The following is a 23027-nucleotide window of genomic DNA, read 5'->3' on the forward strand; positions in this document are numbered from 1 at the left end:
CTGGTAGAATAAATCTGGTATGATGTTGTGGTCGCTGGTGATTATAGGATTTTGGTGTCAATATCCTCAATTCACAGGGATTACTTCGTTAGTTCCATCCACTAGACTACTACTGATAGAGGAAAATTCAATGATATCTCTAAAAAATGAAACAATAGAATGCTATGAACATTCAATCGAGCATTACGAACATTCAATCGAATGTTATGAACGTTCTTTTGTAGTCCGACTTCCGGGTAAAAGAAATGTGTTCAGTACTTCATGGCTAAATGGCGGCTACCGAGAAGATCTAACTGCGGTATTTAACCATCAGGTTTCACTAGACGTATGTGAAGCGTGCCAAACTACCGAGGATGTGAAGACATATCTTGAAAGCGTTGCAGAATCTCTCGATCTCGATCCAAACACAGTTTGCGGTCTGATGACATGTGCATATATGCAGAATACAGCCATAGCCCCTATATCTTACCGGGACCTTTATGTCTGCGCGATAGTAACTGCAGGGATTGACGAAAATGGTGGAAGAGCCGGCGACCCTGCATCATATTATGAGAATAACGAAAATTATGAACCTATTGGTGGCACGATCAATACTATCTTAATCATCAATGCTGACCTTCCGGAGTATGCTATGGGAAAAGTGCTCATGACTGCAACAGAAGCAAAAGCAGTGGCTCTGCAACAGCTCATGGCAAGAAGCATCTACTCACATGGTATTGCAACCGGGTCCGGTACAGACATGATTGCCATTATTACAGATCCCAATTCAAAACTACATATTTCTGATGCAGGGAAACATTCCACGCTGGGTGAGCTGATCGGAAAGTCTGTCATTAGCGCAACAACTGAAGCACTGCGTCTCCAAACAGGACTCTCACCAGAATCACAGATGGATGTGCTTGTTCGGCTGTCCCGTTTTTCAGTAACTGAGGAAGACCTTTGGCAAATTGCTAAAGAGCTTATGAAAAAATCTGCAATTAATACAGTGTCACAAGAAATCTTTTTAAAGAATTTACGCAACTGTGTAAAAAATCCTTTTCTGGTTGCAGTAACATCGGCAATCCTTCATATTATTGATGAAGTGGAATGGGGATTGCTGCCTCAGAATGAAGCTGAAAAAGTTGCAAGTTTTATAATCATGGAAGGATTTGGTCCCGATAAAGCATCCTTAGAATTTGGTCCTGATAAAGCATCCTTAATAGAGAACGGCTTTGGATCAGTTGAAGCTTCAATTCTCCAGCATCTTACTAAGGCGATATCTGAGTTTGTTCTACGTGGTATAAATTGTTAGCCTATTTATACTCACCTGGCATTATCTAATTGTAACTAGTAAATATAATTAACCTTTAACTCTGTATCCTGTTTTTGCGATGAAGATCAATGATACAGAGTCACCATATTTTACTTCTGATTTGACAGAGTTAACCATATTTTTACTTCTGATTTGACAGAGTTACCATATTTTTACTTCTGATTTGACAGAGTTAACCATATTTTTACTTCTGATTTGACAGATTCTGCTAATTAACACAGTATTCTCTTACAAAAAACACATAGTATTGATACACTATTCCATAACAAAATTAAATATGTCAAAAAACAATGAACATAAGAGCTAAATTTGAATTGTATAAAAAACAGAATCTTGAAACCTATTTTATACATTATTGAATATATAATTTTGTCTAATTAAGGTTTTACAGAAATTTCAGTACATTGCCTTTGTTTTTAATTAACTGATAATTTTATGCTATTAAGTTCTTAACTCTGAAATCATCAACCACGTAATGAAGGAATATCTTTCCTTATTCCTTACTGTTTTTTTGTTTCTTACTCCACAAATATTAACTCAATTTAACTTGTTTTGTTATTTAATCATTTTTATAAATGTGACTGCAGATAACGAAATATTCATATATAATACGTGCTTCTCATAAATTAATCAACAAAACTTGCTTTATTTCCCCTCAAAAAAACGGTATTTTTCTTATCAATTTACACTTTTCTTAGAGGGGCATTAAACAGTAAATAATTGCACATAACACTGGAAGTTGTGCATAAAATTCGTTAACCGAATACAGGTATACAGCAAAGCAAAAAGGTCTTACTAAATTTGTGGAGTAGATTGGATGTTAAAAATGAAAAATATACTAAATTTTACTGGCAGTTTGTTTTGTACTGTTAGTGACCGTTTTAGCATCAAGCATACAGGAACTAGCAAAACCAACAAAATCACTGATGGATACAGCCACGGCAGATACACATGCTAAAAGAAAGGCAATCCACCGTTTTTTTCTGTAAAATTCCAGGCCAAGAAATTATTAGGCAAAAAATTCCAGGTTGGAATATCAATTTTTTCTTATAATATATAAAAACTTGACTTTGGATTTACAGAAAATTCGAACACTGTCTCTTAGTTTAATATGAGAAAAACACGACAGAGATGATATAAAATGTTTAAGAGTAAATTCTGGTATATATTTTTAGTACTGCTTACAACTTCTCAACTATTGTTTGGGTGTGTCGGGCATGCTGCTGCTTCTGATGGTAATGTTACGGTTACCGATGATTATGGGGTTCAGGTGTCAGCACCTTCACAGCCCCAGAGGATTGTTTCGCTATCCCCATCCAACACCGAGATTCTGGGAGCCCTGGGTCTGATAGATCAAGTAGTTGGCGTAACCGATTATAGCAATTATCCTACTGAAGCAGCTACGAAAACCAATGTTGGAGGTTATACTGAAATTAATTCGGAGAAAGTAGTTGCTCTTAATCCAGACATTGTAATTGCTGATTCTGGAAATGGTAATGAAACAATAGATTATTTGCGTGGACTTGGCCTGAATGTAGTGGTTTTGAACCCAACAGATATTGAAGGAATCCTTAAAGATATTGTTCTGGTTGGGAAAGCAACAGGTACAGAGGATAAAGCTAACTCACTTGTTGATTCAATGAGTGATAGAATAAATTCAATTAAGGAAAAGGTGGCAACCTCAAGTACTAAACCAACGGTTGCTCATGTAGTCAGTTATGATCCTATTTATGTTGCCGGAAAAAACACCTACCAGGATCAGGTAATAAGTGTTGCAGGTGGCAAAAATGCATTTTCCAATATTGATGGATGGGGAACCATCAATATAGAGAATCTCATCAACAAAGATCCAGATTATGTTATGATCAACTCCGGAACAGGCATGTTAGATGAGAACGGTTCAAATCCGGTGTACGATTATTTCAAACAAAATACACAGGTGCAGAGCCTCACAGCCGTGAAGAATGACCATTTCATTCTTGTTGAAGCTGATATAATTAGCAGGGGAGGACCTCGGATTGTAGATGCAATCGAAATGGTTGCAGAGCTGATTCATCCAGAGTGTTTCTCTCTTCCGGTTAGCAATTTCAGTACAGACGTTACCAGCGGTGATACTCCTCTTACCGTACAGTTTACAGACCTTTCACAAAACGCAACCGGATGGGATTGGGACTTCGGAGACGGAGATACTTCAACCGATGAGAGTCCAGAACATACTTATTCCACAGCAGGAACTTATACAGCAAATCTAACAGTAAGTAATGAAAACGGAACATCCTTCCAAACTGCGGTCATAGATGTTGAAGAAAGCAGTTCCAGTGGCGGCAGCAGTGGTGGCAACAGTCACAAAAGTAGTGGAAGCAGTACCGGAAGTCTCAGCGTTAGTAGCACTAGTAGCAGTAGCGAAAGTGTCGATAACGTCAGTACTTCTTCGGAAAATCAAAGCGATGTAACGAGTGATGTAACAGAGACCGTGACTGAAACGCCGTCCGAACCTGACGTACAGGACTCTGAACAAAACAGTGAAACAAACGTTGAACAGACACCCGAGCAGACATCTGAACAAACACCAGGCCAAAACAGCTCTGGGGATGAGAACACAAATACGCCTGGTTTTGAAATAGCTTCCGGTATTATTTGTCTGATTTGCGTATTCCTGTATAAAAGGAGGTAAAAAACAGTAAAGTATATGAAAGGAGGTAAAAAAGAGTAAAGTCTATGAAAGGAGGTAAAAAAGGTAAAGTATACAGCATGTTGATTTTCAAATCAGGCAAGTCAAAGGGTTTCCATAGGCAGTTTTGTGAAGTTTTTGTAAAAGGTTGAGTACTGCAATCATATGAAATTGTAAAAACAACTAGCAAAAACTTCACAAAATCAGAATTTATAAAATCTAAATTTTAAAATACTGATTTTCGAGGTGACTGTTATCGCCGACAAGAGATATTTTGTTTTACAAGACGAAAATGGCAATGAGCACGGAGTTTTCACAGGAAAACAGCCTCGTCAAGCTGCACTAAAAGCTGCGAACCGGGGGGACGGAACCAAATCCAAACCACAGATTATCAGGCTTAGGGAATGTGGAACAAAGAAGATACACGTTTACAAAGCTTGGAAACAAACTATTAAAGCTCCCAAAAATAGGCCTAGCTGGATGTCAGAAAAAATAAATAAGCCTTTTGTCACGAAAGAGAAAACAGAAACAATCGAGTAATTATAAATGAAACAAAGAGAAAAATAGAGAGATCTCAGGATAACGAAAATGGAGGAAAAGAACATGTATCAATGCTTTATAACAGGTCATTATCTAAACAAGGCTGTAGACGTTTATTGCGGTGGGACTGATGTTTTTACGGGAACCATAGAGGCCTGTGTTGATAATGTCCTTACTCTCAATAACAAAGGAAAGTATACCCATGTGGCCGTAGATAAAATAGTAGCCCTATGGCCTATTGGGGATGGTGAATCTATAACGGCTTCGAGTGTGAGTGCCCACCATCACGTTCATGAATAATAGAATAGCCTGTGGCTTCAGTAAGCATCTCAAAGTTGCGCTGGCGCCTCCCTCTGCAAGCAACGGGGTATGTTCGCGCCACCGCTCAAAATTCCTTTAAAGAAGACAATATTTTTCCAAACATTTTTAGTTTAGAGCTTATTGAATAATCAGTAATGCATGTTGAAAAGTCGCAATAGGTCTATAATATCATAGTATCCATTCCTGTTTTGCATATTGCAAAAGTTACAGTAGGTAACCACTTTTCTTATAGGCTCTAAGAAAAGGAGATAATTCAAGCGGCAATATAATATAGACAAGTGGTCGATAAACTCAAAAATATTCGAGAGATCGGTGGCAGTCTTTTCCAACCCTACGTTTTTATAAGACTTGGGAAGCCAGAATTCCTTCCCCTTTACTCAATAAAAATCGTATTTTAAAACCTAATTTCTAAAAATTTAATTTCTTAAAGTTTTTAATTTATCTTCCTTGATTCATTTTATTTTGCGACTTATGTTGTAACGAAAACCATTGCAGCTACAACTGTGGTCCATTTTCCATCCTTGTCACCGTTTGCGGTCTGACACATATGGAATGTGTCAAAGATATGCCCGCTTGCCTTGTAGACCTGCTCCCTCTCATGCCAGGCCATTTCTGCGTTAAATTCTATGCCAAGGGTGGTTGCAAGCATTGTAGCCGCCAGGTCTTCAGCATATTCTCCTGCAATAATTTCTTCTTCTCCAAAAGAATGATGTTCGGAAATGTACCCGTAGTTGTCCTCATTTACAGGAACCGCAGTTCCTATAGCTGCAGCCATTAAACGATGAGGCTCGTTAGTATCATTTCTTGCAAGTACACAATGGACAATAGCACCAGGTTTTAACTCTGAAAGTCCTTCTTCTCTGGGTACGACTTTGCAATTCGGGGGCAGAATACTCGAAACACTTACAAGATTGAATTTCTCAATTTTTGCAGCCCTTAGCGCAAGTTCAAAGGATGCTAATCGGTCTTTGTGTACCCCGGTACCCTTTGTCAAAAATGCTTTTCTTGGGATCATGTTAACTCCTTTAGGACTATACGCAGTTGAACTGAAGAATCAAAACAGCATCAGACCGTTAACTGTCTAAAATGTGACTTTAATCCACAGTCTTTGCTATAATTGATTTTGTTCCTCAAGTGCGTAAGTCCTATCCTTAAGGGATTTATGCATTTGCTATGCGGTTTCCATTGTATGAGCAACCGATACGCATTCTAAAATTTCCAAATTTATTCGGAAATTTTTTAATTGTTGAAAGCTGAACTATTGGGCTGATAGTCCTATCTTTCATTTCTGAAACGTACACCAGAGTTATGAACTTTATCCTTTTCACTTATTATTTTCAGAGATAGAGAGTTCTCCACAGGAATTACAATCCAGCGAATGAACCTGACTGGTTAGTTCTGTAAGGTCCTCATCTTTTTTCTCCTGTCCAGAAAGAGCTTTTTCATAGACATTAGAATTTGCAATCCCTTCAAAGATAAATCTTGTCTCTATCGGAATTTCACCTGCATGGACTTTTATATCCTTTTTTTGTACATTAACTGTAACCTGGTCAGGGAGAAGTCCGGATTCGGCCATATAATCAAGAATCAGCTTTCTTCCAAACGCCTCAGCAAACTCCAGGGCTTCACTCCGTATTATGAAATGCCTCCTTCCTACAGGTGTGTACACAAAGACCCCTTTTGTTTTAAGGTCATACTTGGACTCACTGTAAAGCGTGCGCACTGTAATCTCAATGCGTTTTGTCCCTTTTCCTGCAAGAGCTCCGACGGCATTTCCAACCTCTGAGTATTCAGGAGCAAAGACTTCGGCATCTATAAGCTTCTTCAGTTCATCCACATAAGCCCTTACCGGCCCTCCAAGCAGGACAACAGGGATATCTACTTTAAAACGAGCGAAGAAATTGCCATCAAGCATTTTTTCAATTTCGGTCCTGTCTACTCCTTCCATTAGAAAAGCAATGAGGTCTCGGGCCATGTTTCTGGCAAAAAGCCGCTTCACATTTAGACAGAACTCAGTCCTGTCAATCCCTATGAAGTTTGCAAGCAGAGTAGCTCCAATTTCCGAAGCTTCAGCATTCCATTCAGTATATTCACCAAGCACATGCAGGGCATCTGTTGGGGTAAAACCTATTGCCTGAACAAGCCGCTTCTGAATTAAAGAATCCATTACTCTCTTTGGAGGAAGGATATTTCTGTCCCAGTAGATATCTTTGAGGGAACGCGGCTCGTCCCGTATAAGGGCAAGGAGCTCTTTTTCCTCCCGGTTCAAATTGACAGGTTTCTGCTCGGTCCGGATAAAGAACTTTGTTGCCTGAATATGTTCGTTCAGCTTGAGCCGGTCCGGAATCCAGCGCTTTTTCAGAGTGTTCATAAAATCGGGGTACAGGACTGCTGCCCTGCAGAGAGGAATAACCCGCCTGGGACCTATGTGTATATTGCCGCTCTGAACCCAGATATGACTGTCTCCGCCCATAGCCGAAGTTTCCATACGCAGCGCCCTTACTTTTGTTTGCCAGCCACCCACAACTGCTCCTGCCTCACTGAGGTCTGGCAGTCCTTTATGGACCAGGGAGACGTCCGTGCTTGTTCCTCCAACGTCAATTACAGCGCAGGTCTCTTGCCCGGACAGATAGGAAGCCCCAAGGAGACTTGCTGCGGGACCTGAAAAGACCGATTCTATGGGTTTTTTCATAGCCTCCTGCATGCTCACTACAGAGCCGTCGCAGCGGAGCATGGCAATTCTCGGGTTGAGGCCTCTTCTTTCGATCTCAGTTACTATCGTTTTTAAGAAGCCCTCTGCCACAGGCAGGAGTTGGGCATTGAGGTAGGCAGTAACTCCCCTTTCGTAAGCCCCGAGCGACTGTGCCAGTTCATGCCCGCATACAACAGGCAGCCCTGTCAATTCCTGGATCAGGGTTTTTACACGCAGCTCATGCTCCGGATTTCGCACGCTGAAGTAAGAAGAAACTGCAAAAGCCGAGACCCTGTCTTTTATTTCAAGTACGAATTTTTCTACTGCCGGCAGGTCAAGGGCTGCGACTTCCTCGCCATTACTGTCATGTCCTCCCTTTACCATAATCCAGTTCTCAATTCCCGAATCTTCAGGAACATCATAATTTCCGATAAGGATGAGCCCAACAGGATATCCTGTTCCTTCAAGGATAGTGTTGGTGGCAAGAGTAGTTGAAACCGAAACTACAGTCACGAGCTTTAGCTTTTCAGTGTCAAGTCCGTCAATTGACTTTTCTATTCCTTTGATAGGGTCAGGATAGGTTGTGAGGGCCTTGTTTGAGCATACAACTTTTCCATCCGATTTTCTAATTAAAACCGAGTCAGTATAAGTTCCACCTGCATCAATGCCCAGATCATATGCCATTTTTGAACTACATTCCATTTTTATATCTCCACTTTTATTTTCAAACGTTTTTGCGTTACTCTTTCCTTGCCATTTGTAATGCTGTTCCTTTTATGCCATTTTTAATTACTTGCTGATGTTCTGACAGCAAAATCAGGACATTACGTCCAATTCTGTTTGGTCATCAGGAGCTGGTGAGAGACTCAAGACCAAACACTGAATTAATTATTGCATTATTGCACTATTGAGGGTAAATATAAATATTCCGGGAGATTTTCGAAACTCAAACTTTTGGCATTCCAACTCCAACAAAAACAAGCTTTGTCTCTAGGGGTACTGCCCCTGCTTCACTAAGAGAGATATCTTTTCTACTGACCTCGATCTGGATCTGCCCTTTGTCGAGCCCGGCTTCGGTCATGTATTCCATGATGAGTTTTCTTCCCAGAGCATCGGCGTATTCCAGAGCGGCTGGGTAGCTTCCAAAGGTTTCCCTGCCCTGAGGTGAAAATAGAAGAACAAGCCTTTTCTTATCTTTTGAGTAGGCGCTTTTGATCAGGATTTCAATTCTTTTTATGCCCTTGCCTACGACGGCTCCGACCGCATTTCCTACTTCAGCATGCTCCGGGATTATGATGTCGGCATTGAGAATTTGTTTCAACTCTCTGGTGTATGCGACTACAGGGCCTCCTATCAGCACCACAGGGATTTTCATCCTGAACTGTGTAAACCTGTCGGAAAGCAGGATTTTCTCGATTTCGGAAGACGGCACATCCTTCTGGATAAAAGATATTAGATTTAAGGCCATATTCCTTGCAACGTCCTGTTTTATCTGTTTGCAGATCTCGATATGGTCGGTTTCGGTATATCGTTCCAGAAGTTTTGCTCCTACCCTTGAGGCTTCTTGATCCCAGGCTGTATATTCCCCGAGCACATGAAGCGCATCGGTTGGGGTAAAACCTATTGCCTGGATCAGGCGTTTTCTTATGAGCGAATCAAGTAAACCCGGAGAAAGCGTTTTCTGGGTCTCCCAGAAAATATCGTTAAGCGATACAGGAAAATCTCCTATCCTGTCGAAGAGTTCTGTTTCAAATTTTCCGAGGTCTGAGGGTTCAATACCAGTCCTTACAAAAAACCTGGTAGGTTGCACATTTTCATCAAGGTGCATAGCTCCAGGAATTCTTCCTTTTTTCAGGACTTCAAGAAAACCAGGGTATTTAACCGCTGCAACGCAAAGTGGGATAACTCGCCTTGGACCGATATTTATTTTCATGTTCTTGATCCAGACATGGCTGTCCCCTCCCATTGCTGAGGTTTCCATCCGGATAGCTTTTACCTTTGTCTGCCAGCCTCCGACTACAGCGCCTTCCTCACAGAGTTCAGGAAGACCGTTTTCGAGTATGGAAACATCCGTACTTGTCCCGCCTACATCAATAACTGCACATGTCTCAAGCCCTGAAAGATGGGATGCTCCTACAAGGCTTGCTGCAGGTCCCGAAAAGATAGACTCGATTGGTTTTTCCAGGGCTTCGTTAATGCCTACAACCGAACCGTCGCATTTGAGCATCAGCAGCCTCGAATCCATTCCTCGCCTGGAGATTTCTTCCCTGATTGAGTGAATAAACTGGTTTGCAATAGGAATCAACTGAGCATTCAGGTAGGCTGTAATCCCTCTCTCGTAGGCTCCAAGGTCAAGTGAAAGTTCGTGCCCACAGACCACAGGCATCCCAGTAAGCTCCTGGATGCGGGCTTTGACTGCCAGCTCATGAGCAGGGTTTCGGATACTGAAGTAGGAAGAGACTGCAAAGGCTGAAACTTTATCTTTAACCTTACTGACAAAAGCTTCTACAGCTTCCATATCAAGGGAAATCAGTTCGGCTCCGTGATGGTCGTGCCCTCCTTTTACGATAGTATAAAATTCAATATCCTTTCTTTCCGGGATTTCATAATCTCCTACAAGGATCAAACCTACAGGATAGCCATTTTTTTCAAGGATTGTGTTTGTGGCAAGCGTTGTTGAGACCGAAACCATTTTTACGTCTTTTAAATATTTCTCATCCAGCCCGTCGATGGAATTTTTAATTCCTGTGAGCAGATCAGGATAGGTGGTAAGCGCCTTGTTCGAATCCATCACTTTGCTATCTGAGTCCCGAATGATGATCGAATCAGTGTAGGTGCCTCCTGCGTCAATACCCATGCTGTATTGTATCTAAATGCCTCCTGTTCATTTTTTAGAATTGGGGTTCATGAATTGGGGTTCATGAATTGGGGTTCATGAGATAGTTTATATAGTTAAAATTGCCAAGTATATATTATATTTAAAAGTATTTTATTCATGTGCATAATATGCTATTTGGAAAGTTTAGGTGTCCTCTTTATATTACGGTATTAGCGAAAGGAAAAAATTGCAAACCTTCTCTTAATGAAGAAGTTAAGAAAGGGCTAAAAAATTAGGGCTCTTCGTTGTTTTGTGTGGATATCCTCATAATATCCTCATAAAAACCGCGGTCTTGAATTGAAAATCATCTTATCCATAGGGAACGGCGAAGAGCCAAAATTAGTGAACTACTTATCAATCTACTAAACTACTTATTAATCCACTGAGCTACTGATTAATCTACACTTCATTCAGGTATCTCTGCAGCTTATCCGCAAGTTTGCCGATATGAATACCATCAACAAATGCGTGATGAACCTGAACTGCAAACGGCATCATAAGTTTGCCTTCTTTTTCCTGATATTTTCCCCAATCAAATATGGGCTGCGCTTTTTCCCTGTTTCCGAAATCCGTGTGCGAAATATGCGTAAACGTTATCCACGGCAGGGCAGAGAATTGATATACATCGTCTTCCACAGGTCCTGTAAAATGTTCTTTTTGATTTTCTGCCGTTACGGTTGCCAATTGTACAAACTTCTCAATCGTGTCCTGCATGGGAACATATACTACCTTAAATAACTCTGTTTCTTTATCCAGATATGTAAATGAAGTATCAATGGACTCATATAACACAACTTCGCCATCAAGAAAACGATACCGAAATTCCTCTGTTTCATTTGCGCATTTCGTAACAGCAAATATAAATGCCAGCGTAAATGACAAGTTATTTTCTTTAACGCGCTTTTTAAAATTCGTCACATCAAGTTCAAAACTCACACAATATTGAGGCTGGACTGCATTCCTGTATATTTGGCAATAATCTTTTCTTTTCCATGTTTCAAGGTCTATTTTTTGGTATCTGTTTCCCATATTTACGCCTTCGTCCTAATACAATCTACATTACGATATATTTCTTTTTTAGTTTCACGACCCAGGCAGACTAGAAATCTTTCGGAAAAGCTAAACTGCAACACTAATTATGAAATCCTAAAAATGGAAATTCATTTTTATAATTAATTTGACTACCAAAAGCTAAAATCGCACTTTTTACTCTAAACGTCTGAAAACATGATTAGTCCAAAATATATATGAATAAGCTTATTGCTTCGCTTGATATAGGGTAAATGTAATAAAATACTAAGAGATCTATTTGTCGTTTTTAATAATGTTTACTGATGTTGAATAATTAATACTTATTTCCGTTATATTATATCTGTTCTTTTCACATTACATATATCAGTGAGACAATTATTTTCTTTCAAAAAGAGGTGTCCAGTTTGTAGACCACCACAAGATCCCAATACTGTTGTTTGGAATATTATCTTCAAACGCTAAAAGAAGCTGACAATTATCATAGCCATAAACAAAATCTGAGTTAATTAAGTATGAATATTTATTTACTAGTCTATTAATTTCTTGCCTTTCTTCACAATCAAATAAGGTTCCATCAATTACTTGATTACTTTCATCAAGAATATATTTGCATAGTACTTTTGTATTGGTTTTTTGTTCGATCTTGTTGATCCCTTTTTTTAGTGCTATTAAAACGATTAAGATTACTTCCGAACAATTTTTTATTAATTGAATATTTTTTTTATACCATTTTATATAAGTATTACCTGAACCTATAAAATCATCTATCAAAATCAATTTATCTATTTTACCATTTTTTTCTATTAATAATTCAATTTCTTCTGTTTTTTTGAACAATTTTTCTTTAATTCTACTTTCTTCCTGAAAATGTTTAGCTAAATGAGTGGATCCGCTTGTTATATCTCCAACACATGAGAAAAAGCAATTTTGAGACGTATCCAAATTGATTTTAGAATGTAATAAATTATTGGAAGAATCTATAAGTTGTTTAAGGTTTTTGTTAGAAACATATGTCAACTTATCCAATAATTTTAAAGCAATTAATCTTTCTTCTTTAGTATCGAAATTTAATAACCAATTTTCAATTTTATCCTGTGGAATCAATCCTTCCCATCTTTTTATTCGTAGAATTAATTCGGTTTCAATTTCATTTAGAAGACTGTTGACTTTAGGTTTATTTTTTATTATACTTAACTCATTTTGAATTAATTCATCGATCTCAGAAATTCGTTTTTCTAAGTGAGTCTGTTTATTAACTATTTCTTTCTTTTTATAAATAATGAGATCACTAAGAAATTTTGAAATTGAATCATTATCCCACTTTTGACCTTTAAACGAAATACGATCTCGACTTACTTCATTAGAAAATCTAAAATCATTAGAACTGAAATAGTCAAATGCGCGTAAATATAGAAATAAGTCTCTGACAATTTCGTCCAATATTATTTTTGTTTTTAATACTTCCGCCTTTTTTACTTTTAATATTTCTTCATCTAAATGAGGAAGCTCAGATATTTTAATCTCTGGAATTTTAACTTTTGATAAATCGATTAGTACTTTTTCAAATATAGTAAGTAAATAATATAAAGGAACTAATTGGAAAATAAAATTTAAAAGTTCATCGTCTTTAAACTCTAAAATAACAAAATTTGATGGAAGTTGTCCTAAGAAGTCTTCAAAATAATTATTCGATTTGGAACATATTAATTTATCACCTATCAAAGTAAATAATTTTTTAGGCTCAATTCTAAGTAAAGACAATGCATTAAACTCTACTTTTTCGCTATATTTATCTTCCTGATTTAAAGAGAAGTTTACAAAAAATTCGACTTTTTGTTTCAATGTGGGACGATCTATAGGTGCCATCGATTTTTCATTATATTCAATATCAAAAATGAATTTATAGTCATGAATATCATAAACATATATAGAAAGTAATTTTAAATTAGGTTTTTCAAATCTCAACTCATTTTTATAAAAGAAACCATGAAACTGTTCAGGTAGTGATTCTTCTATTTGAACTTGCAGATCTTCAAATAGTTGAAAGCATTCAATTAGACTATCAGTATCATTCTTCGAAAATTTCTCATAAAGATCTTCAACATTCAAATCGCATTCGAATATCAAAGAAAAATGATACCCGAAAAAATATCCAAAATGAACACAGATGGAAGAAACGTTCTTCGGCAAATCTGTATTCAGCAGAATATGATTTATAGACAACTGCATAACTTCTTTAGATTTGTTATCATTTATATGAACTAAGTCCTTTCCACTAATAGATCTAGAAAAATCGTTTATTGCTTCCTGTTGATTAAGATCGAAAAAATCGAAGAGGAATATTTTTTTATGTTTTCTTGAGATTTTTAAAATATCTTCTAAATCAATCTTTTTGTCAGTTTTTTGCGAAGAACTCACATTTGGATGAGGAGAATATAACCTTAAATTTTGAGGCTTGGCTATTTGACTCGGAATATTTAGGGATGCTTTTAGACCTTTAAGTGGATTGGTGGACACTGATAAGAAACCAGTGACTAATTCAGAATTTAAGTTTTTACTCATATTATTTAAGGATGCTTGCAAACTTGAAAGAGAGCTGAGTGCTGTATATATATCATCATCTAATTTTGATGAACAAAGAATTTTATCTTCTACTTTAAAAACAGAAGATGATATTTTTTCATTAGAATTAATTGACTTCTCATCTTTTTCGGTCATATTATGTCATTATGTTTATTTCTAGAGTAAATAAGTTTGTTTGAGATCAAAATGGAAATAATGATAAGTTCTGTCAAAAATGAACTTTTTAATTAACATTAAACTTCTTTATTTTTCAAATATTACGGGCATTACTACGAAACCTATGCATTATTGTAAATAGAGCTAATTATAAAAATCGATTCTTGACTAATTCCTTAATCCTTTTGTCTTTTGCTTCTTTTTGCAAACAGGTAATGAGCTTATTTCAATTTTTTCAAAATTTTTTATCAAATCGAACACATCCGTCGGGTCTGAGAAACATATTAATTCTTATTCTAATTTTTTCACTACTATCGCTGTCGCTTCTATTTTTTTGTCAGTGACCGCCCAAATGCCCACATAGTGGGCATTTGGGCGTTGAGGGGAGTTAATAGAGCTCTGATTTCCAAGATAAGCTCATATTAAGAATTAGTTAAAGTAAAGAAGGCTGTATAGAAATCCCCAAAATTAGAATTTAAGCGAGAAATTTCTACTATTCCATTCGATTTCTGATTTATGTAAAATTAGTACCAAAGCCTTCGTCAGGTATTTAATATTTTTATTAAGTGTAATCTGATATCTAACTGATGGTAAGTTAATAACCAAAAGTTATAATACAACCATGAGTTATAATATAACCATTGGTTACAATGTTCTAGTGAGACTACCTTCGGGCAGAATCCTACACAACTGATGGAGAAAATGAAATGAAAATGGAATCTGCGAAATTAGTTTATTTTTCACCTACCGGAACAACAAAAGCGGTTGTTAAGGGCATTGCGCATGGTATTAATCAAGGCACCGTGGAATTAATTGATATTACCAGACCGGATGCAAGAAAACAACCGTTGCAGATATCGGAAGATGAATTGCTTGTTGTTGGAGTTCCCGTATATATGGGGAGAGTGCCGGCATTATTAAATGAATGGCTGAATACAATTCAGGCTCATAATACACCGACTGTTTGTGTTGTGGTTTATGGCAATCGAGCATATGAGGATGCACTGCTCGAACTAAAAAATATTGTAATGAAATGTGGGTGCATTCCCATTGCCTGTGCAGCATATATCGGAGAACACTCATTCTCAAATTCCGAGACACCAACAGCAGAGGGACGTCCCGATAAAGATGATTTACACCATGCAGAACTATTTGGACAGAAAATACGTGAAAAACTACAATCTGTTTCATCAATCTCTCAGGTTTCTGATGTGCATGTGCCTGGCAATTATCCTTATGGAGGAGTTACAAAATTGTGGACTGTTGATTTTATCGCGGTCAGTGACGAGTGTTCACAGTGCGGAACCTGTGCAGAGGTATGTCCCGTTGGTGCTGTTGATGCAGAAAATTCCCGTTTGATTGATATAGAAAAATGCATTACCTGCTGTGCGTGTATCAAAAACTGCCCGCAAAGTGCCAGATCGATGAAACCCGGGCTGGTTAAAGACGCATCAGTGCGTCTCCATACGCTACATAGCCAGCGAAAAGAGCCTGAATGTTTTATCGAATGAATATATTCCGAATATATCCAGAATATATCTCAAATATATCTCGAATATATCTCGAATACATCTCGAATATATTTCGAATATATCCCACTGATAAAAGTGGAAAATTAGAATACATTCATTCCTTAAATCATATAACTAACAACCATAATTTAAATATAAATATAAATATAAATATAAATATAAATATAAATTTATAAATATAAGTCAGGTGGAGTGGAACTATGGGAATCGCCGATAGAAGGCAACGAGAAAAGGAACAGCGAAAAACAGAGATTATCGATGCAGCCGAGCGTCTCTTTTTTTCTCGAAGTTATGAAGATGTTTCTATGGAAGACATCGCCCGCGAGGTTGAACTGAATAAGGCTACCATTTATCTATATTTTAAAAATAAGGAGACACTTTTCGCAACCATTGTACTTCGCGGTATCCAGATCCTTAAAGAAAAATACATGGAATGCATGGAAAAACAGGTACCGGGAATTATCAAGGTAGCCCTGATGGGTCAGGCCTATTACCAATATGCACAGGAATACCCCGATTATCTTCGAATGATCCATTTTTACGGTTCTGAGCGTTTTTCCAAAGAGAACCCGTGTACCGCAGAGATTGGAAAGGGATATGGAACCTGCCGTCTTATCCTGCGGGATGCGATCCAGGAGGGTATCGATGATGGTACAATCCGTGCAGATCTCGATCCATTTCTTACCTCAATGTACCTTATGATCTCCTTCATGGGTATCCTGTCAATGGAAAATAAATGGAAACTGGTGATCGAGGCAGAGGGGTTCAGCTACAAGCAGTTTGCCAGTGAGTTTTTCCGGTTCATCACTCCTTCTATCTCTTCAGGTGAGATGTCTCACAAAATGGATGTCAAAGATTTCGCATCGTTTGGATTCTTTTTAACCGAGCCTGTGGCGCCTGAGAAGAAAAAGAAAGAGCAATCTTAAATTTTTTGAAATATCATGTTGAATTTTTTTGCCTCTATTGCATTTCATATTTTTGATTCTCGCCTACTCCATACAAGATAGGCAAGTTCAGCATGATATCATAAGATCGCTGGTTTTGTTCTACAAGAATCTAATCTATTTGGAGTGATCTTATTTGCATCTGTTCCAAAAACGCTATCATGAAAAATATTGATTTTCAAAAAATACTACGGAATGTGGAATATAATATCAATCAGATACAAATTGACCATCAACCTGTTCGGATGGGACAAAATAACACGTTTGTAATGATTCGTATCTTAATTAAAGGCAAATAACTATTATATTTATGAAAAAATCAAAAATTTTTATATAGTATAATTTACATTTTTTTATTATGTGTGAGGTGCTCAGGCAAACTGGAAGATAAGACTGAACGCCTCATGCCCAAAGGGCATGGTTATTTGCTTTAATTAGTTATAAAGTTTAGGTAGCCTTGCCTCAGAATTAAGTGAAGAGGTAAGAAAATGAAGAATACCAGAAACAGAATAAAAATTGCTTTACTATTTATGACGATGCTGATTTTAAGTATGGTATTTGTTTCGGGCGCAACTGCTGAAGCTGTAACTGATGAAATCGATCAAGAAGTAGAAGTAGCACTGATAGAACAAAATCCAGAACTTGATCTTAATCCTGACACTACAATAAAATCATACGATACTGAAAAACCTTATTGGTATTTACTTGAAGCAGACAAGGATCAACAAAAAACACTATTGAAATATATTGATGAATGCTATACTTCTAAACAAGAAAAGAATGAAATGAAAAAGTCAATGAAAGATATTTGGAACAGATACCCCGATAGTATTACAGAAGAAGATATGATTGTCTTAGGACAAATCGATGTAGCAATTGCTGAATATTTGAACGATAAACATGGTGTAAACGACAGGGTCTCAGTAAAATGGACTGCAACTCCTCATCAAAAGATGACAAGAATTGCTGTCAAAAAAGTTGGAATCACTGATTATTACGCAGATATAGCATCAAATGCTGCAGATGATCCAGATACCTGGCCATATCCTCAAATCTGGCAGTCATACAACCATTACTATGATCCTGTGGCAGACAACGGTCTTGCAGCTGTGAACTGCGACAGCCACGCTGGTGTCGCCGCGGCATATTATGATGGGGGACAACTTTCAGCTGCATATACTGAGTTAGGATATGCTAGCCACTACTTGATAGATGTCGGAAATCCACTGCATACAGGAATGGTAACAAACCAGACTCTGAATCAATGGGTTCATTATGACTATGAAGATTATGTCACTGCAAATTGGAACAGCAATTATAACTTTGAATCTGTAGTAAGCAATAATAATAACGATTATTACGTGTCAGATCCAGAGGCTGCGGCACAAGATTTGGCAGAATATTCAAATGCATACTTGAGTTCACTGTGGATGGAAATTTATTACAACGAGAATACATGGGAAAGCAGTGCAACTGTAAAATTAAATACAGAAAGAGTTCTCTTAAAATCTGCCAAGTATAATATAGGCCTTGTTAAATACATGAGAAGGTGAATCTTCTCATTTTTCTCATTTTTCAGTTAAGGATGATGAGACAGTGAAAAAGATAATTACTTATTTCTTATTAATACTTTTATTGATTGTATTAAGTGGACTATACGTTGTAGAGATGAATCTAAGAGACTGGAGAGCTGACGAGTTAAGGCCACATTACGAATATACGGTAAAAATAGATGGTCTTTCAGGAACTGAAGTATCGGGAACAACTAAAATTTTAGTTCCAATTCCTGCAACAAAAGAAGGAGTTTTTGCAATCACACCTTCTCAGGAAAAACCGTCTTTTTTCAAAAGTCTCCTACAAGAGTATGTTTTCCACACGCCAGAGAAGTACATAAGAGGAATATATTTTGAAAATACTACTGAGTCACTTGACAATAAATCACTAAATGGAAACTGGACAACTTCTATTGTAAGTACCAAGCATGGTCCAATGCTAGAATTTAGGACAAACGAATCTGTGCTTGCAGATATTTCCTTTTCAAAGATTGTAGTATTGGAACAGATGAACAATGAAGACCCTATTAATGAAAGCAGTCCTATTTTATATCCGATTGCAAGTGAAGTATCATCAGTAGGAGAAGATTATCAATACTTTCGATCAATGTCTCGAGTAATCACATATGAAACTTATATTGAAATGAGTGATAATATCAACAGTAAGGACATTATCAACAAGGACATAAAATTTGATATTAGCCTTGAAGTCTATCCAGATGTTACTGAACGCGATGGAGATAAAGGTACTTATAAAAATAAATTGGATGTCGTTGTTGCCGAATCTGGCGAATTAAAAAAGAATGCCACAATTGAAACATATTTTTAACTTATTTTTATTCCATGAATTTGGAGAGAGTAGATCGCTATTAAAACAGTATTAGTAATAACAATCATATTAATATCATTAACAACAGTCGTGGAATCAATTAAGGGATATTTAAAAACAATTGATATAAACAATTGATAGCATGGTGCTTTTCTTTATAAAAAGCGTCCTCAAAAAGTAATACAGTTAAATTAAGTTTTGGGATAAGCTCATTCGTTAATTATACAGTTTCCCATTTGCAGTATTTCCGAGAAGAAAAAACCTTGAATTAAGTTTCCAAAAAGCTGACATGAATCATTCACACCAACATACTGCCTGTCATTCTTAAAAATAGTATCATTGTTTGCTCCTATTTCTATTTTGGAACCGTCTCTCTGATAAAATGTGCATGTCGTATCTGCAGGTCCACCACTAGCTTCTCCATATCGAAAACTTAATATTTTTACACCATTGACAGCTTTCTCGATATCTTCATCATCAGTGAGATTAATGGTTTTGTTTCCCTGCATAATTTGCACAGATACGATATTCGTTTTTTCCAGTTCTTGGGCAACAGGTAAACCATGTACAAGATAAAAATATACCAATAAAATAATAGTTGTAATAACAAACGGTATTACAAAATTTGTAATCTTTTTGATCATTTTATTTTAACTCCGTTGTATTTCGCAAAGATTTCATTGACACTTAACACCATTGATACAGTATCTCCGAACTCAGGTTATGGAATGAAAAAAACCTGGCACACGACAAGTCCGATTAACATCCTGAGAATGATAATGAGAATGATAAAAAGAATTAAAAAGAGTGCAGTGGAAAGAATAAAACTCTGAATTGAAAATTGAATTCTTAATCTGGCTTTAAACTTCCAGCCCTTCTTCTTTAAGGAAATAGTCAATCAGTTTTCTTGCAATGCTTATTTTCCCAGGCAGCCCAGGCAGGTTTTCAACCGAAAACCATCCGGCATCCTCGATCTCAAATCCATCGGGTTGTATCTCCCCGGAATCGTACTCCGCAGTAAACCCTATCATAAGAGAATTAGGAAACGGCCAAGCCTGTGTCCCGAAATAACTGATATTTTTGACCTTAATTCCCACTTCTTCCCTGGTTTCTCTGACTACCGCAGCTTCGGCTGATTCACCTGGCTCAACAAAACCGGCTATCAAACCATACATGCCTGGAATGAAATTCGGGGACCTTGCCATTAAAACCTCATGCTCTTTTCGTATAAGTACGATCACGGCAGGCGAGATTCTCGGATAGAAAAGCTCCCCGCAGTCAGGGCACTCCTTTCCCCTTTCGCCGGGTTTTTGCATGGTCTTTGCCCCGCATCGGCTGCAATACTGGTTTGTTCTGTCCCACTCCATAATCTGGACTGCTTTATTCACAAGTGCAAAGCACTTCTCACTCATTTCCGTATACGCCTGTCTGAGGTCCGCAAATTTCATTCCCTCAGGTGCCTGTGCATCTTCAGGCAATTCCACGGAATAGCAGTGAGTTCCCTCAAGTGTTCCGAGATACTGTTCCCTAGTTCCCGAAAGCCCTAGCTCTCCAAAGTCCAGCATTTTTGGGATTGCTCCGGGGTTTTTATTAAGCTTGAGGAGAACCTCGCGTCCCCGGAAGATAAACCAGAGCGCTTTTTCCGTCCTGTTAGCTGGCGGCTCGATGCCTATGATAAATTCCGGGAAGGATTCCGGGCAAATGGGATTTTCCCTGTCTACTGGGGTCATAATGTTCATACCTATTGTTTTTGTTCTATATATGGTTACAGGAACATTTTATTTCAGGAGCAATTTATTTGATGGTCAATTTGTATCTGATTGATATTATATATTTGAAAATGATATGTTTATACTATGGGAAAACGAGGTCCAAAACCACGATTCATTGACGTTGCTTGTCCGAACAAAAACTGCAAACTCTATGGTCTTACTAACCAGGGCAATGTTGTTGGAAATGGAACTTACATAAGTCGTGGAGAAAAAACAAGAAGATCTGTTTGTCACCAGTGTGGCAAAGTATTCAACGACCATACAGACACTTTTTATCATAATCTTCGGAAAGCTGAGAAAACTATTGATTTAGCTTTAAAAATGTCTATGAAAGGTATGAGCATTGAAGCCACTGCCGATGTTTTAGAGGTAGAATCTGCCAGTGTAAAACGATGGTTAGCTCGTGCAGCTAACCAATGCGATAAAGTAAATTTTTGCACCAAGTTGTAGGCTAATACTTGACTTTGTAATAGGACCAAGAAAACAATATGTTGCGGATAAGTTAGTTGAGTCAGTTAAAAAACATCTTTCTGATAAAATCCCTCTTTTTGTCACAGATGGGTTGAACTTTTATAGAGAAGCTCTTTTGAAACATTTTGGAGTTTTGATTGAGTTTCCAAGAACTGGGAAAAGAGGAAGACCAAGGAAACCAAAAATCTTTCCCCCTGATGATTTGAAGTATGCACAGGTAGTCAAAATAAGAATAAATGGAATACTTAAGAAAGTTGAGAAGAAGACTATTTTTGGAAAAGACATTGAGCAAAGCGAAATCTCAACAACTTTAATTGAAAGACAAAACCTGACTTTTAGGCAGGATAACAACAGAGTTTCAAGAAAAACAATAGGATTTTCAAACCTACGTTCCGCATTTTTAGGCGCATAAAGGCTCTCCGATGTTGTATTATGCGCTTAAACTATAAGCACATACTTTATTTGATTGAATTTCAAAATCGGCATCACGTGAGGGCGTATATCTGTAATAATGCTTAATATGCGCTTAAAATATGGGAACTAAGGTTCAAAAGCCAAAGAATGGTTAGAGTATCAAATGAGGTTATATTGTACCCACTTTAACTTCTGTAGAGGTCATGGAGGATTAGGGTACAAGGATGAAAGAGGAGTTGAATGCAAAAATACACCTGCAAGAGAGGCAGGAATTGTGGAATCAATATGGACCTTAAAGGAATTGCTGACATTCAGGTGTTTTAAAACATCAATCGGATAAAAATGGACTATCAATACTTAAGTTAAGGACTAGAATTATTGCAGCGGTTCTCTGCTTTGGTTTCTTTTCTCGCAGTTTTTTCTGAAGCGTGAACGACTACTAAGCTAAACACTTAATGGCTTTTCATCTTTTTTCTAGGTTAAATCAATAACCTGCGGATAAGACTAGATTTTCAAATTTGTTACAACCTTAGTTTGACAGTTTGATTTTTATGTTGGAAGATTGTTTTCATATCCATTGGAATGATAAGTAACATTATTTCAACAAATTTTTGCCCATTTTTTACGATTCAATTTGACAGATGATTCTCTTTCTCTTGATAGCTATTTTTATGATTTTTGACCAAATTTTTGGTATAGAATTTGACAGATAGTATGAATCTCAGATGAAATATAGATACTATCCAAAAAGTCAGATGCCAAAAGTGCTAAAATGGGACAAAAATCTCTACTAATTTGCCTTATAGTAATTATGAAGCTGGAAAATCAGAGGTAATTTAACGAAATTTATGAATACTGTCAATTGATTTTTGACAAAAATTGAAGCTTCTCACTAAAGTTAATTTATACTGTCAAACTAAGGTTACAATCCTTTGAAAATGTTTTCATTATTGAGGTCTTAAGATATCAAATGAGCCTATTCCCAAAACATTATCTAATCCACTATGGACAGCAACACTAAAACTGCCATTTTGACATTATGATGGTTTTGGGATAGACTCAATATTAAATTTAATTGCAGAAAATTTTTCATCTGCAAGTTCGGTATTTTTGGAAAAAAGAAGAGCTAAACCTCCTTCATTTCAATGGCGAGATACAGCCCGTAAACTTCAACAAAACGACAAATCTAATATTTTTATATTTCAATTCATTGGTCATCGGTTAAGGATTTATTTCCTTCTTCTGTTACTCTTTTTGAATCCAATTTTTCATTTATTACTCAAACCATTCATCTCTAAACCTTTCTCTGTTTACATGAGGATCTAAT

At 37.2% G+C, this 23027-nt stretch carries 14 protein-coding genes and 3 pseudogenes; 10 read left to right on the forward strand and 7 right to left on the reverse strand.

Annotated elements, in window-relative coordinates:
• Window positions 1-130 precede the first annotated feature (130 nt).
• The 4 genes and pseudogenes from A9239_RS05960 to A9239_RS05975 all read left to right on the forward strand — a co-directional run.
• Entirely contained in the window at window positions 131-1291 is a 1161-nt protein-coding gene (locus tag A9239_RS05960) for an adenosylcobinamide amidohydrolase (RefSeq protein WP_052712835.1), read from the forward strand.
• A 1162-nt stretch (window positions 1292-2453) separates the two neighbouring features.
• Window positions 2454-3986, forward strand: a complete 1533-nt coding sequence (locus A9239_RS20240; protein ID WP_052725706.1) for a helical backbone metal receptor — start codon at window positions 2454-2456, stop codon at window positions 3984-3986.
• 252 nt (window positions 3987-4238) lie between these two features.
• Entirely contained in the window at window positions 4239-4523 is a 285-nt protein-coding gene (locus tag A9239_RS05970; RefSeq protein WP_048122771.1) for a non-histone chromosomal MC1 family protein, read from the forward strand.
• 63 nt (window positions 4524-4586) lie between these two features.
• Window positions 4587-4757, forward strand: a pseudogene (locus A9239_RS05975) (MM0924 family protein); the annotation flags it as partial.
• Window positions 4758-5313: 556 nt separating this feature from the next.
• Here the strand turns inward: A9239_RS05975 and A9239_RS05980 are convergent.
• The 5 genes from A9239_RS05980 to A9239_RS06000 form a co-directional block, all read right to left on the reverse strand.
• Window positions 5314-5859: a pyruvoyl-dependent arginine decarboxylase gene (locus A9239_RS05980; protein WP_048117070.1), complete on the reverse strand. Its 546-nt coding sequence runs from the start codon at window positions 5857-5859 to the stop codon at window positions 5314-5316.
• Between the two features lie 309 nt (window positions 5860-6168).
• Complete coding sequence (locus A9239_RS05985) at window positions 6169-8220, reverse strand: hydantoinase/oxoprolinase N-terminal domain-containing protein (RefSeq protein WP_048122773.1); 2052 nt, start codon at window positions 8218-8220, stop codon at window positions 6169-6171.
• Window positions 8221-8482: 262 nt separating this feature from the next.
• Window positions 8483-10393, reverse strand: a complete 1911-nt coding sequence (locus A9239_RS05990; protein WP_230668840.1) for a hydantoinase/oxoprolinase N-terminal domain-containing protein — start codon at window positions 10391-10393, stop codon at window positions 8483-8485.
• A 420-nt stretch (window positions 10394-10813) separates the two neighbouring features.
• Window positions 10814-11443: a CatA-like O-acetyltransferase gene (locus A9239_RS05995; RefSeq protein ID WP_048155643.1), complete on the reverse strand. Its 630-nt coding sequence runs from the start codon at window positions 11441-11443 to the stop codon at window positions 10814-10816.
• A 378-nt stretch (window positions 11444-11821) separates the two neighbouring features.
• On the reverse strand, window positions 11822-14164 hold the full coding sequence (locus A9239_RS06000) for a hypothetical protein (RefSeq protein ID WP_048117073.1): 2343 nt from the start codon (window positions 14162-14164) through the stop codon (window positions 11822-11824).
• A gap of 728 nt (window positions 14165-14892) precedes the next feature.
• Here A9239_RS06000 and A9239_RS06005 point away from each other — a divergent pair.
• The 4 genes from A9239_RS06005 to A9239_RS06020 all read left to right on the forward strand — a co-directional run bounded on the left by A9239_RS06005 (window position 14893) and on the right by A9239_RS06020 (window position 19043).
• Window positions 14893-15696: an EFR1 family ferrodoxin gene (locus A9239_RS06005; RefSeq protein ID WP_048117074.1), complete on the forward strand. Its 804-nt coding sequence runs from the start codon at window positions 14893-14895 to the stop codon at window positions 15694-15696.
• Window positions 15697-15917: 221 nt separating this feature from the next.
• Entirely contained in the window at window positions 15918-16643 is a 726-nt protein-coding gene (locus A9239_RS06010) for a TetR/AcrR family transcriptional regulator (RefSeq protein WP_048117077.1), read from the forward strand.
• Window positions 16644-17149: 506 nt separating this feature from the next.
• Entirely contained in the window at window positions 17150-18214 is a 1065-nt protein-coding gene (locus A9239_RS06015) for a hypothetical protein (RefSeq protein ID WP_052712831.1), read from the forward strand.
• Between the two features lie 43 nt (window positions 18215-18257).
• Window positions 18258-19043: a hypothetical protein gene (locus A9239_RS06020; RefSeq protein ID WP_230668838.1), complete on the forward strand. Its 786-nt coding sequence runs from the start codon at window positions 18258-18260 to the stop codon at window positions 19041-19043.
• A 209-nt stretch (window positions 19044-19252) separates the two neighbouring features.
• Here A9239_RS06020 and A9239_RS06025 read toward each other — a convergent pair whose 3' ends face one another.
• Both A9239_RS06025 and nudC read right to left on the reverse strand, forming a co-directional pair.
• Window positions 19253-19687 (reverse strand): hypothetical protein, encoded by a 435-nt coding sequence (locus A9239_RS06025; protein ID WP_048117078.1) that lies wholly within the window; start codon window positions 19685-19687, stop codon window positions 19253-19255.
• 216 nt (window positions 19688-19903) lie between these two features.
• Window positions 19904-20773, reverse strand: coding sequence for an NAD(+) diphosphatase (gene nudC / locus A9239_RS06030; RefSeq protein WP_048155640.1), 870 nt, complete (start codon window positions 20771-20773; stop codon window positions 19904-19906).
• Window positions 20774-20899: 126 nt separating this feature from the next.
• Here nudC and A9239_RS18145 point away from each other — a divergent pair.
• Together A9239_RS18145 and A9239_RS18870 are read left to right on the forward strand one after the other, a co-directional pair.
• A pseudogene (locus A9239_RS18145) lies at window positions 20900-21667 on the forward strand (IS1 family transposase); the annotation flags it as partial.
• 166 nt (window positions 21668-21833) lie between these two features.
• Window positions 21834-22040: pseudogene (locus tag A9239_RS18870) on the forward strand (IS1 family transposase); the annotation flags it as partial.
• Between the last annotated feature and the right edge of the window lie 987 nt (window positions 22041-23027).

The organism is Methanosarcina sp. A14, assembly GCF_001729375.1.
In the GTDB taxonomy this organism is placed as follows: domain Archaea; phylum Halobacteriota; class Methanosarcinia; order Methanosarcinales; family Methanosarcinaceae; genus Methanosarcina; species Methanosarcina barkeri.

Excerpts from the sequence above, each read along its gene's own strand:
- A9239_RS05960 (WP_052712835.1), top strand. The coding sequence starts at position 131 with ATGATATCTCTAAAAAATGAAACAATAGAATGCTATGAACATTCAATC.
- A9239_RS20240 (WP_052725706.1), top strand. The coding sequence starts at position 2,454 with ATGTTTAAGAGTAAATTCTGGTATATATTTTTAGTACTGCTTACAACT.
- A9239_RS05980 (WP_048117070.1), bottom strand. The coding sequence starts at position 5,859 with ATGATCCCAAGAAAAGCATTTTTGACAAAGGGTACCGGGGTACACAAA.
- A9239_RS05985 (WP_048122773.1), bottom strand. The coding sequence starts at position 8,220 with ATGGCATATGATCTGGGCATTGATGCAGGTGGAACTTATACTGACTCG.
- A9239_RS05990 (WP_230668840.1), bottom strand. The coding sequence starts at position 10,393 with ATGGGTATTGACGCAGGAGGCACCTACACTGATTCGATCATCATTCGG.
- A9239_RS05995 (WP_048155643.1), bottom strand. The coding sequence starts at position 11,443 with ATGGGAAACAGATACCAAAAAATAGACCTTGAAACATGGAAAAGAAAA.
- A9239_RS06000 (WP_048117073.1), bottom strand. The coding sequence starts at position 14,164 with ATGACCGAAAAAGATGAGAAGTCAATTAATTCTAATGAAAAAATATCA.
- A9239_RS06005 (WP_048117074.1), top strand. The coding sequence starts at position 14,893 with ATGAAAATGGAATCTGCGAAATTAGTTTATTTTTCACCTACCGGAACA.
- A9239_RS06010 (WP_048117077.1), top strand. The coding sequence starts at position 15,918 with ATGGGAATCGCCGATAGAAGGCAACGAGAAAAGGAACAGCGAAAAACA.
- A9239_RS06015 (WP_052712831.1), top strand. The coding sequence starts at position 17,150 with ATGAAGAATACCAGAAACAGAATAAAAATTGCTTTACTATTTATGACG.
- A9239_RS06025 (WP_048117078.1), bottom strand. The coding sequence starts at position 19,687 with ATGATCAAAAAGATTACAAATTTTGTAATACCGTTTGTTATTACAACT.
- nudC (WP_048155640.1), bottom strand. The coding sequence starts at position 20,773 with ATGACCCCAGTAGACAGGGAAAATCCCATTTGCCCGGAATCCTTCCCG.